Raw genomic sequence first — 13,919 nt, 5'->3', positions numbered from 1 at the left:
CCCCTTCTTCACTAACCTGCTCGGTTAGTATAAGTGAGAAACTTCACAATGTTACTCTATATTTCAAAATAATATCCTATTTTATTGAAAACGTTCCTCAACAATCTGGCCCTTTTCATGTAGATAGACGCTTTCCTTATTTCAGAAAAGCGCCCTATTGCGGTATTAGTGCTCTTACAACGTAGTAATAATCGGTCCTTCCTTGGTAAGGATAATCGTATGTTCGTATTGAGCCACAAAGCTTTTATCGGTTAGGCAGGTCCATCCATCTTCGGATATGATAATTTCCTCTTCAAATGTAGAGATCATAGGCTCAAAGGCAATTACCATACCATCTTTTAAAATTTCGTCATCCCAGTGAGTGAAGTAATTGAAAATGTGTTTTGGTTCTTCATGAATCGAACGCCCAATACCGTGTCCAGTAAGATTTTTTATGACTGTTAAGCCATGCTGTTTTGCTACATTGTGTGCAGCTTTTCCCAGAGCACTTTTTTTTGAACCTGGCTTTGCCTTCTTAAGTCCAGCATCGAATGCTTCTTTAGCAACGTCACATATTTTATGTAAAGTTGTCTCTCCTTCCCCTACTACAAAGGAAATTCCAGTATCTGCGAAATACCCGTTTTTTGAACCTGAAACATCAATATTTACAATGTCCCCCTCTTGAATTGTCCGTTCCCCCGGAATCCCGTGCGCTACTTCTTCATTTATGCTAATGCACGTATATCCAGGAAAATCGTATTCACTTTTTGGGGCAGATTGAGCTCCTGCTTTTTCAAACATCTCTCTCGCAATATCATCGAGTTCTTTTGTGGTAATTCCAGGTTTCGTACTATGGACTAATTCATCTCGAATCGCACCACAAATTTCACCGATTACTTTTAATCCATTAAAATCCGCTTTAGTCTTTGCAACCATTGTATATCCTCCCTTTTTAAAGTATTTTATGATTAGTGTACCATTTATTTTCTAGTAGGAACGGATTTTTGTTCAACAATCTGGCCCGTTTGTGGAACAATAAAAAATCCTGCATACCAACACAGGATTTTACTTAAAACTATTTATTAACGTCATAACTTTATTTCAAATCTACATCCAATTCTGATTGCCTTTTAATTGAGTAAATAGTGTTTCTAGAAAGACCTGTTTCTCTGTGAATATTCACTACTGATTCATTTTGTTTTAATAATTGGACTACAACATTATAAATAATACGGTCCTTCCCTTTGCTGTCAATTTGTGATTTATTTTGCACCTATTTCAATCGTTATCTTGCACTATAAGTAAATATTCTTTCAATTGAGTGAATAGTCTCTGTATGAGCCTAAAGTTCCCTCCAGTAATCTTTATTATGCTGGTTATTGCTTCATAATCGGAAAAGTCTTCAAGCTCTATAGAAAGTCCTAACTCTTCCCATTTATATTCTAGAATATGATGGGTTTCATCTTTACTTAGTTTATCAAATTCATGAGCAAACCCAATTCTAGAGTAGAGTTGAGGATATCGAGCTAATCGCTTCTCAATGCCAGGCATTCCAATCAATATCATTGCCAAGTCATTTCGATCATAGATATCTCTAAGTTGTTCTAAATCTTGCACTTTTAGTCTGTCTATTTCATCAACAATAATCAAGTCTATATCTTCATAAGCGCTAGTGGTGTAATTTTCTTCTTCTCCTTTTATAAGTACTTTATACATAGTTTTTACCATATTCATTCTGGATTAGACTGAATACCAAAGATGTTGTAAAAAAATGTACTTAAGCTAACTGGGCAGGATAGTGGAATAATCAAAAATTTCTCAGTTTAAAAACAAGAAAACCCATTATTTGAATTGGGCTGAATTTTTTAAGAGATTGAAAAAAGATTAAAGAGATTAATAAAGCTTTATTGTGAACACATACACTTAAACGAAATGCATTATTTCTATGGAAAGCCTTCTCTACTTGAAAAAAAGGATAATTGAGGTTATGATTAGTACCAGGTGTTAATATCAACTTATGATAAATAGAGGTGAAGTAGATGTTAGGAGCAAGAATAACAGCTATAGGTACATATGTACCCGAAAGAAGATTAACAAATTTTGACCTTGAGCAAATGGTTGATACAAATAATGAGTGGATTATTCAAAGAACTGGAATTCATGAACGTAGAATAACCCGTCCTGATGAATTTACCAGTGATTTGTGTGTTTCTGCTGTAAAAGATTTAATGCAAAGATATAATAAAACAGTTGAAGATGTAGATATGATAATTGTGGCAACAAGTACACCTGATTTTCCATTTCCATCTGTCTCAAGTATCATACAAGACCGTTTGAAAATTTCCCAAACAGGTGCTCTGGATTTAAGTGCAGCGTGTGCAGGATTTGTTTATGCTTTACATACAGCTCACAGTTTAATTTCATCCGGACTTCACAAAAAAATACTAGTACTTGGCGCAGATACCATCTCTAAAGTTACCGATTATACAGATAGAAGTACATGTATCTTATTTGGTGATGGGGCTGGTGCAGTATTAGTTGAAAGAGATGAACAATCAAAAGCTTTCATAGGATTCCATCTAGGAAGTGATGGCAAAGGAGCACAACATGTGTATCGTTCTGGTCTATCAAAAAAGGTCAATGGGATTGAGTTGGTTGATACTCAATACCTTGTACAGAATGGTAGAGAAGTTTTTCGTTGGGTTGTAAGGAATGTTCCAGATAGCATAAGACAAATTTTAGATAAAACACAAACTAGTTTAGATCAAATTGATTGGTTTATACCTCATAGTGCTAACTTAAGATTAATAGAGCCAATTTGTGAAAAATTAAATTATCCAATGGAAAAGACTCTTTATAGTTTGGTGAACTTTGGAAATACCTCTGCTGCTACAATACCTTTAGCACTTGATATTGGAATACGTGAAGGAAAAGTGAAAAATGGGGATCGGGTTCTTATGTACGGATTTGGATCTGGCTTAGTTCACGCAGGACAACTTTTAGAAATAAATTTTGATGAGCAAGCTTAAGTCTGAAGGAATACTAGACTACAAGGATAAATTTGAGTAGAGTTATAAGTATTAAAAATAGAAAATTCGAGAATTAAATATAACAATTATAACTAGTTATTTAGCAATCGGGTGCTTTAATGGAGCAACGAAAAAAGCCTAATTTCTTAATTTTAATAAGAAATTAGGCTTTTTATATTTACATAGTGCAAAATAACTCTTAAAGTAACAGATTATTTCTTCAGAACAAACTTTTTTTGTTCATTTAGCAGGAATATTAGAATCTTTGATCAAACTTTCTATTATAGCAAAATTATACTTTCATAATATGAGTTGGCCTCCCTATAATTACCTCGGCAGCTTCCATTGCAATCTCACCTAAAGTTGGGTGAGCATGGATTGTTAATGCTACATCTTCTGCAGTCATACCCGCTTCGATCGCAAGACTCAATTCAGCAATCATATCAGATGCACCAGCACCAACAATTTGAGCACCGATTAATATGCCATCATTTTTACGTACAAAAAGTTTCACAAAACCTTCTGCTGCATTTAAAGCTAATGCACGACCATTTATTGCGAATGGGAATTTAGCTACTTTCACCTCAATACCTTCTGCTTTTGCTTGCTCTTCATTGTAACCAACAGTTGCAAGTTCTGGATCCGTAAAGCAGACAGCCGGGATTGCTAAGTAATCTACGATTGACTTTTCGCCAGCAATTGCTTCTGCAGCTACTTTACCTTCGTAAGAAGCTTTATGGGCAAGTTGTGGACCAGATACGATATCACCAATTGCATAAATGTTTGGTACTGAAGTACGGCATTGTTTGTCTACTTTTAGTAAACCACGTTCTGCGAATTCGATGCCTATTGCTTCAAGACCCATTTCATCTGTATTTGGACGACGGCCTACAGTTACTAATACATAGTTAGCTTCAACTGTTTTTTCTTCTCCACCAGTATCATACGTTACAATTACACCGTTTTCATTTTCTTCCACGCCTTTAGCTGATGCGCCAACAACTACTTCTACGCCTTTTTTCTTTAAGCCTTTTTTCACAACTTGTGTCATCTGCTTTTCGAAACCAGCTAAGATGTCTTTGCCCCCTTCAATGATTGTTACTTGAGAACCTAAGTTAGCGTAAGCGGAACCTAGCTCAGTACCGATGTAACCACCACCAATAACAACTAATTTTTCGGGTACTTCTAGTAAAGAAAGTGCACCAGTTGAGTTGATTACGCGTTCAGTGAATTTGAATGTTGGAATTTCAACTGGTCGAGAACCTGTCGCAAGGATGGCATTTTTGAATGTGTAAGTTTGTGAGTTGTCGCCGTCGATGACACGTACAGTGTTTGCATCTATGAAGTATGCTTCACCTTTCACGATATCAATTTTGTTGCCTTTTAATAGACTTTCAACACCGCCTACTAATTTAGAAACTACACCTTTTTTAAATTCTTGCACTTTTGTCCAATCAAGTCTTACTTCTTGTGAAACAACACCCATTTCATCTGAATGCTTTGCTTGCTCAAAACGGTGGCCTACTGAAATCAGTACTTTTGATGGGATACAGCCGACATTTGAGCAAACTCCTCCTAAATACTCTCGCTCTACAATTGTTACGTTTTGCTTCATTTGAGAAGCACGGATAGCCGCCACGTAACCTCCTGGACCTGCACCAATCACAAGTGTATCAATATACTTCATCTATTATTTCCCCCTTATTACTTGTTATAAAATGAAAAACATTATCCCAAAAAAATTCATCTTTCACACAATTATGGTGACCTTTTGTTACAACTTTAATTACTTGTTTAAAATTGCTATCTTTTATTAAGACATCCACATTTGAAATCGGAACTTTTTTGTCCTTAATTGAGTGTATGGCAAGGGCTGGGGACTGTTGTTTTTTTAATATATTTTCTAGACACCATTCTCTTCTTGCCTTTAAAAAAACACCTCCCCGTAATAAAAACCAACTGACAAATAGCCAGCCAAATGGAATATACGGTATTTTCACTTTTTCTGCCATTGATTTGCTAATACTTTTTAATGATGTAGGCATTGAATCGGTAATAAGGGCTTGTAACCTCAAATCTATAGAATTCACAATACTTGCAGCAATCCCCCCCATTGAATGTCCTAAAACATAAATCGCATTACTATTAATATCAGGTCTCGTGGATACATAATCTATCGTCGATGTGATACTTTGAACAAACGATCCAATACTTACTTGTTTTTGTTTTGACTCACTTTGCCCATGACCAATAACATCCACAATTATTACGTCATAACCGTTAGCTAATAAGGGATCGACATACCGCAACATGTCTGATTTATTAGAGCTCCACCCGTGAATCAATAGAAAACAACCTCTTGCCTGCTCACTTTTAATAAGCCATCCTCGAATTGTCCCAATGCCGAGTTCTATTTCAATGTTTTCATAAGTGGAATTCGGGTATTTTTTACACTCTTTCATTTTGGGTGTAAAAATAAAAAGAATGATATATCTCCTTAGAAAGAAAATAATTGCTATGAAAGCAACGAATAAGAAATAATTCATAAAAACACCTCCACAAAAGATACCGTTTGGTCTCTTTTTGATTATAAAAAAGACGGCTTTATTGCCGCTAGTTAGCAATCAATGCAATATATTGCCTCAAATTATTTATTATGACTTCTGTTAATTGACCTTCATTCTTTAATCGATCTAATACGAGTCCACCTTCAAGTGTTGCCACAATATAAATCGCAGTGTCGTATGGCTCCACTGACTGCTTCAACTCCTGATGCTTAATTCCATCCTCTATAATATTCATTATCCACATTATCAACGCATCCATTGCCTCATTGATCGATGGCAGTAATATACTCCCTTCTAAATCATCCATTTCTATAGCTGCGTTAAAAATAGGACACCCACCTACTATGGGTTTACCTGAACTTAATTGTAAAAAGGCCTCCACAAATGCGATTAATTTATCTGTTGCATTTTCGTGTGTTGAAACACTCATCTTTAAATGCTCCTGCATGATTTCAGTAGAAAAATGAAAAGACTCAACCATCAACTGCTCTTTATCCTTAAAGTGTCGATATATCCCCCCTTTCTGAATATTTGTTTCCTGAATAATGTCACTCATCGTAGTTGTCATGTAACCTTTTTTGTTAAAAATCGTAGAAGATTTTCGAATAATATTGCGCCTAGTTAATTCACCTTTTTTCATTTAAACCTCCAAAAAGATACCCTTCAGTCTCTTTTAATATAAAAGAACTTGAATATTATTTCAACAACTAATTAACAAAATTTTATACAAAGTTCTATTTTCTTTTGAGTCACTCCATAATCTGGCCCGTTTGTTTAACAAAAACATCCTGCATATCAACACTGGATTTTGAATCAAACTTTATGGATGAAAAGAATTTCTTTCTTTAAAGATATTTTATGTTCACAGAATGCTCTAGCTAACAGCAAATGATATTCCCCATTTATAAATACATATTAACTGCATTTAGCAAATAAAAAATTACCAAGTACTTTTGATAATGCTTCATTAACAAATTGAGCAGAGTATGTAAGGAGCGTAAATTATTCAAAAATTTTATATCTAGCGTTTTCTCATATATTTTATATCTATTTTAGGTTTTAATAAAATCTCTTTTTCTAAAAAAATGACAGAAACATATCGTAGTTTACGTCTGTCGAAGTTTTTTATTTAGTAGTTCAATAACTATGGAAGATACTTTTAATAAAAATTAGAGCCACAGTTTAGTGACTCTAGTTTTTATGTCTATTCTTTACAAAAATCCACAAATTTTTTTGCCTGTATTAAAGACATATCTGTTTGTTCTCTCACAAACTTCACCGCTTTAATTTCACCGCCGGACTTTATTTTCTCTTTTACTAAGGCAATCAGTTCCTCATTATAGATTTTAGTATAATCCATTTTTCCGACCTCCTCTAATCGATAATACCTTATACGACTACTGTAACCATTTAGTTTCAAATATACATTTATATCCAATTCCTTAACCCCACAATGCACTATCTCCAATTGCAATTCCTAATTCTGAAAACACAATGATCTTCAAGTAAAGTGCCCGATTGTGGAAAATCAACAAAAGTGTCTACGGTAAATGTTCCATCATCAATATGATTCAGTAATTTGTTGTTTATAATGTGAGATATCTCCATGAAGACAAATGAATGGTTTATCTTCCTCGATCACTACCTTACACAAACATGTTGGGTGAATGTAAGGAGGATTCCATATATCTGATAAAGAACGTTCTTCAAAATAAGCCATTAATATTTTTACAACGACAGTATGCGTTACAATTAATATGTTTCTTCCAATATGATTACTAATAATATCTTTAAGCTCTGGTAGTACTCTGTTCTGAACTTCGACAAAAGATTCACCAGAATTTAATTTAAATAGATGAGGAGTCTTCCAAAAAGATTTGAATCGTTCGGGATCTTTTTTCTCAATGTCCTCTTGTATTCGACCTTCCCATTCTCCTAAATTTATTTCTCTTAACTGGTCGGATCTAATGATTGCTACTTTTTGTTTTCCACTTATTATTTCTGCAGTTCTTACAGCTCTTAAACTTGAACTTGTGTATATTCCATCAAATTCAACATTATTTAAGGATTCATATAGCCATTGAGCTTGTGACTCTCCTAATTCCGTTAATGCTGAGTCCCTATGTCCTTGCATCTTCTTCTGGACATTCCATTCTGTTTGTCCATGCCTTACTATGTACAATGTAGTTTTTTGCATCTTTTAATTCCTCCCCGAATAAATCATACTTTTTATTTCTTCAAAGTTTACAAATTTCCCTTCCAATCACAAAAATATCTAATTCAGTTAGAATATTTATTTCATTAAATAGCCTATTACTGAAAAAGGGACAATTCCAATTCAAGAATTGCACCCGATTGTTGAAGAAGCAAAGTTTCAAAAAAGATACTCCTCTATTCGATTATCGCTATTAGCACATTCTGATGTGGCAGTACTAGCTTATTCACTCTGCCTGACCTTGACCCCATTGTAACAGTACAATATTCAAATGGTTCCCCAAAAACCACCTAAAATTAGTAGTGGAATTTAACAATTTTATTGAAAATGAAAAAAAGTATGGGTATAATGTTTTTTAAATATTTAAAAAACGAAGAACAGGCTAAGTATGTCATTCCCTTTAACGAAAGAGAGCAATCGGTAGCTGAAAAGATTGTGTTAAATAATGATTGAAAGACACCTGTGAGTGTTATCCTGAAAAAAGTAAGGATAGACGGTTTGCAACCGTTAAAAAGCTTTGAGTTGGCTGTGTATGCAGCAATTAGGGTGGTACCGCGAGATAGGCTCTCGTCCCTGACAAATTGTCAGGGGCGGGAGCTTTTTATATTTAAAGGAGGTGAGTGTCCGTGGATGATGACGATGATGATAAAAGAAAAAAGTTAAAAAATTTAGGAGGAAAAATCATGCATACAAATCAAAAACGTACACTTACCAAAGAGTGTATTAATAAAGTGGGAGAAATGGTAAAAGTCCAAGGTTGGGAAAAAAAAATAAGACATCTTGGAAATATCAGTTTTATAGTACTAAGAGAGCGAACTGGTGAACTGCAATGTGTTTTAGAAGGAAAACTTGCTGGCGTCATTATAGAAACAGAAAGTGTTATAGAAGTTATCGGAACAATCGTTCCAACAAATAACACAGTACTTGGCGTTGAACTGCTAATAAAATCAGTGAAAGTGATAAACAAAAATGATTTACTACCTTTTGAGGTAAATAAAAAAGAAGTAAACACAGGACTTGAGAACCTTTTAAATCATCGAGTATTATCACTCCGTCATGAAAAAATCGCTTCAATTTTTAAAATAAAAGCAACTCTTGAAGAGGCATTTCGTGAATATTTAATAAATATGGATTTTATCAGAATTTTTACACCAAAAATTGTTTCTCAAGGTGCGGAGGGTGGCGCCAATGTTTTTAATTTAAATTATTTTGGGAAAGACGCATTCCTTGCACAATCTCCTCAATTTTATAAACAAATGATGGTGGCTTCAGGTCTTGAGTATGTATTTGAAATTGGACCTGTTTTCCGTGCAGAAGAGCACAACTCATCAAGACATTTAAATGAATATATCTCTCTGGATCTTGAAATGGCTTTTATTGAAGAGTATGAGGAATTAATGGAGCTAGAAACTCAAGTTATAAAATTTATGTTTGAGAAAGTAAAAGAAAAAAATGAAAACGAGTTAAAGCTTTTGAATATTGAGATGCCAACTATTACTGAAATTCCAAAACTAAAATTACATGAAGCAAGAGAAATTTTAAAGAATCGTTTTAAAAAAGAAATGCCAGAAGGTGACCTAAATACCGAAGGAGAAAAACTGATTGCAACATATATAAAAGAAACGACGGGAAGTGAGTTTGTCTTTATTACAGAGTACCCGAAAGAAAATAGACCCATGTATACAATGCCTGCGGAAAACGGATTAACCAAGTCATTTGATCTCTTATTTAAAGGTCTGGAAATCACATCTGGAGGCCAACGAATTCATGAATATGAAATGCTTGTAGCATCATTCAGAGAAAAAGGACTTAACGAGGAAAACTCCCAAAATTATTTAAACACATTTAAATATGGTGTTCCACCGCATGGAGGTTTTGCTATTGGACTAGAACGTTTAACTGCAAAACTCCTTGGATTAACGAACGTTCGGGAGGCAAGTGCTTTTCCACGAGACATCAATCGATTAACACCTTGAATGGTCTATTAAGCTTGGATTGTTGGATCTTTTCAATAATAATTCAGCCCACTTCAAATATAGTGGGTTTTCTTGTTTTTATAATGAAAACTACTACTATCCTGCCTTGTAGCTTAAGTACATTTGTTCACAATATCTTTGGTATACAGTCTAATCAGTTATTCATGAATATGGCCTTGGGTATTAGGATTGATAGAATACCAATAGTTAAAAAATTACCGAATTACTGTTTGATTGAGCATTTTCAACCTTTAGATTTCCCCCTTTACAACCTTACATTACCACAATACTCCATATAAATTATTCCACTAAACTGCACTGTTAGTAAAAAAGCATCTTTACTTGTTGTAAGTTAAAGTGGAAAGTTTCACAAATAATAAAAAATAGATTATACTGGACTAACTACTATATTCAAAAAGGAGCATTTCCAATGACCGAGAATAATCAATCTGAAGTACCCCCAAAAAAAATCAGCCTGCAAGAGGCAGTGAAACAGCAGCTTGAAAACAAAAAGAACCGTTCCTCTGCTAATCAAGGAAAAATGAATCACGACCTTTCAACAAAAAAAATGAAAAGCCAGCAAACGAAAAAAACAAGCAATACCCGTAGAAAAATGGGTGTCTAATATACGGACAATATCAGAAAGACATATAACAGGAAAAGCTGTTAATATGGTTAAAGGTTCTAAAAAGGGACAATTACCAGAGCTATCATTTAAGATATTTTTAACAAATCAGGCACCCTTCCCCACGGTATTAAAGTTAGACTAACAGATGTACAGGTTGGACGCATACAGGAAATCTACTCTACATAAAAGAAGTGAAAAACATTCAAGGGTAAACTGTTCCCTGTATGCTTTTTCACTTCTTTTATTCTTTTCATTATATTTGATTTAGCTAAATGCTCCGTTTGTTGAATAAATAACTTTAAAAATTTTTATGACTTTATTGTTACTTAACACATTCAACCCATTTCTACAATGCAACTAACTATCTTCGTTGAATTGATAAGGTGCATTACCCTGTTTTTCAACAACCAATGATGTTATTATTTGTCTCATGTTTTTATAATGTAATTTTATTTCGACTTCAGAAAATTCTTTATTATACTAGATAATTAAAATATTATATCTATTGAATTTTAATAATTTCACTTAATTGAAATACACTTCTTTTATTTTCATCTAGTGAAGCATACCCATAAGAATTCTTATAAACTGCTACAGGCTTTTTATGACTAAGACAATATTGCTTTAACGAACGATGAGACAATGTACTTGTAGAACTCTTCCTCTGTGACGAATTGGGACTGATATTGCTGGTGAATCAGCTCGCTCATCTGAAAGCCATAGCACGTCGAGAGAAAAGACATGGCGGCGAGACGCGCATCCTGACTGGCTATGATTTTTTTCTTCTGTAGTCGTTCAAAATATTCAACCAGCAAAGAGTGCAGCTTCACCGGCGGTTCGGCCAGCACTCTATCTAATTCAGGAAATATTCCTTTTTCGCGGATGCCAATCAAAATAATATCCGTATTTTTATGGAAAAACAAACGGTACTGCTGGCTTACATTCAGCAGATCAACTTCCGGATTATCGGTCGCTTCCTCCATTAACAGCTTCTCAAATTGCGGGATATCCGAATGCTTTTCAATGATGGCTTCCAGTATGCCTTGCTTGCTTCCAAAATGCCGGAAAATTGTAGATTCATTGACTGTAGCTTCCGCTGCAATGGCTTTAGTGCTTACTCCCCGATAGCCATTCTTTTTTATGAGCCGTGTCGCGGCTTCGATGATTCTGTCTGAAGTACGCATTGTATTACTCCTTTTGCATATGTTAAACCTATTATACATCAAATTATATATATACAATAGGGTTCGGGGGTTCATCATCTTCGTAAACGTTTAAAGGTAAATCACTTCTTTTTTCCCAGCGACTTGCTTCTGTAATCTTGACATTATCAGGCACCAATTGCGTGAGCGTGCCTAATTTATCGAACGTAATCTGGATTCGGTCAGAGGGCAACAGCCATTGTTCGGTCTCGATTGCGCAGCAATCCGGTATCGTCCCCATTCCTATAATCGTGCCCGGGAGCGGCGTGAAAACTTTGAGAACCTCCTCCATCACCTTTGCAGGGTGCGCGGAATACTCGGATGTGCTTCCCTTCCAGTGCAGTCTCTCTCCGATTCGTACATCCACATCCAGTGCCAGCGGGTTATCGATTTCATCCGGTGTAACCAGAAATGGTCCTATTCCTTTGCTGTAATCAAAATCTTTGCACCGCGTTGGTCCGGTCAACGCCTGAAAATCTGGCCACTGCACATCGCGAGCAGTACTGTCGTTAAAAATAACATAACCAGCAATGCAGTTCCCCTTCCCTGTAACAAAGGCCAGCTCCGGTTCGATATCCAGGTAAGAAGAATACGAAGGCCAATGAATTGTAGCCCCATCGCCAATCAATGCATTATGGTTACACTTGTAATAACTGAAAGTTACTTTATTCGGTTCTTGCTGGAATTTTTCCGCAATTTTTTGTTTAAACTCTTCTCTTTCCGCTCCTGTGTATTCTCTTTGCAGCAGATTTACGCCAGCATTTCTCAGATGTCTTGGCGTCAACCCGAAATCAATAAGCGCAGCCGGGTTCAGAATTGGCGGCAGCAGTTTTACAGCTGCAATTGGACAGATTTCACTTTCATTGAATTGATGCGGATGTCTAACAGCGTATTGCATCAGCTCATTAGCGGCAGTATAGCTTGCCGGCAAATGTTGTAGATAGCTGTCCATACTTTGTAGACTGTCAACGAATGTCCCCTGCTTTTTCATGATTGCGGCAAAAGACACGACAAAATTCTCGTTAATGACAAGTCCAAAAAAATATTCCTTCGAAGTTTCGGTGTGAAAGGTTACCAGTTTCATGTTTGTAGCGCCTCCATCCATGTAGTGTGATGTTGTTCAGTTATTATCATATTACATAGCGCGAATGCACGCAAGTGCTCGCTTGCTTTTTTATTTTCCATTCTCTATAATAAAGATATAGTCCGTGTGACTAACCCCAAAAAACATATATGCAAAGGAGAATTGTTATGCAGTATAGAAGTATTATTCAAAAACCTCGGGTTAAATTTTTTGAAGTCGCAGATGGCGTCTTTGCTGGTATTTCGCCGTATCGTGGCATCAGTTGGGCCAATGCTGGGTTTATCAACAAAGGTGAAGGTCTGGTGTATGACACGTTCTTTGATCTGTTCCATGCGCAAGAAATGCGAGATGCTTTTAAGGAAGTAAGCAATGGCGGCTCTCCCGCCTATGTAGTAAACTCGCACTATAACAGCGACCATACCTGGGGGAACAAAGTGTTTGAAGAAGCCTGCATTATTATGCACAAGGAAGCGGCCAGAGAGCGTCTTACTGAAAATATCGCCTGGATGGATAGCGTCATCAAAAGAGGGAAGAATTCTCCGGAATCGACTCAGGGAGAGCAGTTTTTTGCGGCGGAATTTGAAGGATTCGACCTGGAGGGCGTAGAATGGGTGCACCCGAATATTGAGATAAAGGATGATATCAACATACGGCTTGGCGATACAGAAGTTATGATTTACAATGTAGCTCCGGCCCACTCTGACAGTGACTTGCTGTTGTGGATGCCAAAAGAAAAAGTGCTGTTCGCCGGCGATGTCGTGTTTAACGGTTGTACGGCATACAGTGAAGAAGGAACCCTCAACTGGATTAAAGTACTTGATCGCATTATTGATGACATTAAACCTGAAATCGTTATTCCAGGACATGGCGCCATATGCGGCCTGGACTTCGTGAAGGAACAGAGAGACTACCTCTTGAACTTGATAAGCGAGTTCAATAAGCATTACAATGACGATATTGATTCCTTGTCCCTGACTAAGGAAATCGACATTTCTCGCTTCCTTCATTGGATTCAGCCAGAACGTTTGTATGTTACGGTGGATATTCTCTTAAAAAGCAAACGCGGGTTGCCATCTCTTCCAAATTGGAACGAGGTTCCTACAAAACTGGAAGACATGAAAGCTTTTTTATCCGAGAAATATGGCGATCGAATCAAGCCATGGGACCCTATGAGCGTGTGGCAAGAATAGAGTATGCATCTGCATAGGCTATTGGATTCGTACATCTCTTACCACAAAT

General features: G+C 36.0%; 13 protein-coding genes, 1 pseudogene and 1 other annotated feature. Of the genes and pseudogenes, 5 read left to right on the top strand and 9 right to left on the bottom strand.

Annotation, left to right across the window (positions count from 1 at the left end; translation table 11 throughout):
- Nucleotides 1-174: 174 nt before the first annotated feature.
- Both map and MKY88_RS10295 read right to left on the bottom strand, forming a co-directional pair.
- Entirely contained in the window at nt 175-915 is a 741-nt protein-coding gene (map, locus tag MKY88_RS10300) for a type I methionyl aminopeptidase (protein WP_328203377.1), read from the bottom strand.
- A 342-nt stretch (nt 916-1,257) separates the two neighbouring features.
- Nucleotides 1,258-1,638: pseudogene (locus tag MKY88_RS10295) on the bottom strand (AAA family ATPase); the annotation flags it as partial.
- A gap of 380 nt (nt 1,639-2,018) precedes the next feature.
- On the opposite strand from MKY88_RS10295, the gene MKY88_RS10290 reads away from it, so the two are divergent.
- Nucleotides 2,019-3,008 carry a ketoacyl-ACP synthase III gene (locus MKY88_RS10290; protein WP_328203375.1) on the top strand — a complete coding sequence of 330 codons (990 nt, stop codon included), beginning with the start codon at nt 2,019-2,021 and terminating at the stop codon, nt 3,006-3,008.
- 292 nt (nt 3,009-3,300) lie between these two features.
- On the opposite strand, the gene lpdA is transcribed toward MKY88_RS10290, so the two are convergent.
- From lpdA to MKY88_RS10265, 5 genes are all read right to left on the bottom strand, one after another.
- Complete coding sequence (gene lpdA, locus MKY88_RS10285; RefSeq protein ID WP_340813555.1) at nt 3,301-4,695, bottom strand: dihydrolipoyl dehydrogenase; 1,395 nt, start codon at nt 4,693-4,695, stop codon at nt 3,301-3,303.
- Nucleotides 4,682-5,554 carry an alpha/beta hydrolase gene (locus tag MKY88_RS10280; RefSeq protein WP_328203372.1) on the bottom strand — a complete coding sequence of 291 codons (873 nt, stop codon included), beginning with the start codon at nt 5,552-5,554 and terminating at the stop codon, nt 4,682-4,684. Before MKY88_RS10280 ends, lpdA begins: the two co-directional genes overlap by 14 nt.
- A gap of 67 nt (nt 5,555-5,621) precedes the next feature.
- Complete coding sequence (locus MKY88_RS10275; RefSeq protein ID WP_328203370.1) at nt 5,622-6,215, bottom strand: TetR/AcrR family transcriptional regulator; 594 nt, start codon at nt 6,213-6,215, stop codon at nt 5,622-5,624.
- A gap of 564 nt (nt 6,216-6,779) precedes the next feature.
- Nucleotides 6,780-6,935 carry a hypothetical protein gene (locus MKY88_RS10270; protein ID WP_328203368.1) on the bottom strand — a complete coding sequence of 52 codons (156 nt, stop codon included), beginning with the start codon at nt 6,933-6,935 and terminating at the stop codon, nt 6,780-6,782.
- Nucleotides 6,936-7,136: 201 nt separating this feature from the next.
- The gene (locus MKY88_RS10265; protein ID WP_340813554.1) at nt 7,137-7,772 is read right to left on the bottom strand and encodes a histidine phosphatase family protein; all 636 of its coding nucleotides are present in this window, start codon (nt 7,770-7,772) and stop codon (nt 7,137-7,139) included.
- Nucleotides 7,773-8,154: 382 nt separating this feature from the next.
- Nucleotides 8,155-8,368, top strand: a binding site (T-box leader).
- A gap of 105 nt (nt 8,369-8,473) precedes the next feature.
- Between MKY88_RS10265 and aspS the strand changes: the two genes are divergently transcribed.
- From aspS to MKY88_RS24555, 3 genes are all read left to right on the top strand, one after another.
- Entirely contained in the window at nt 8,474-9,766 is a 1,293-nt protein-coding gene (aspS, locus tag MKY88_RS10260; protein WP_340814817.1) for an aspartate--tRNA(Asn) ligase, read from the top strand.
- A gap of 430 nt (nt 9,767-10,196) precedes the next feature.
- Entirely contained in the window at nt 10,197-10,391 is a 195-nt protein-coding gene (locus MKY88_RS10255; RefSeq protein WP_291758896.1) for a hypothetical protein, read from the top strand.
- 96 nt (nt 10,392-10,487) lie between these two features.
- Complete coding sequence (locus MKY88_RS24555; protein WP_372427985.1) at nt 10,488-10,580, top strand: DUF2196 domain-containing protein; 93 nt, start codon at nt 10,488-10,490, stop codon at nt 10,578-10,580.
- Nucleotides 10,581-11,002: 422 nt separating this feature from the next.
- Here MKY88_RS24555 and MKY88_RS10250 read toward each other — a convergent pair whose 3' ends face one another.
- On the bottom strand, nt 11,003-11,578 hold the full coding sequence (locus tag MKY88_RS10250) for a TetR/AcrR family transcriptional regulator (protein WP_328203361.1): 576 nt from the start codon (nt 11,576-11,578) through the stop codon (nt 11,003-11,005).
- A gap of 43 nt (nt 11,579-11,621) precedes the next feature.
- Nucleotides 11,622-12,680, bottom strand: a complete 1,059-nt coding sequence (locus MKY88_RS10245; RefSeq protein ID WP_328203360.1) for a fumarylacetoacetate hydrolase family protein — start codon at nt 12,678-12,680, stop codon at nt 11,622-11,624.
- 167 nt (nt 12,681-12,847) lie between these two features.
- On the opposite strand from MKY88_RS10245, the gene MKY88_RS10240 reads away from it, so the two are divergent.
- Nucleotides 12,848-13,870, top strand: coding sequence for an MBL fold metallo-hydrolase (locus MKY88_RS10240; RefSeq protein WP_340813552.1), 1,023 nt, complete (start codon nt 12,848-12,850; stop codon nt 13,868-13,870).
- The last annotated feature ends 49 nt before the right edge of the window (nt 13,871-13,919 follow it).

The sequence above is a fragment of the Lysinibacillus sp. FSL R7-0073 genome (assembly GCF_038009065.1).
In the GTDB taxonomy this organism is placed as follows: Bacteria; Bacillota; Bacilli; order Bacillales_A; family Planococcaceae; genus Lysinibacillus; species Lysinibacillus fusiformis.
This window is presented reverse-complemented; position numbering and strand designations above follow the sequence as displayed.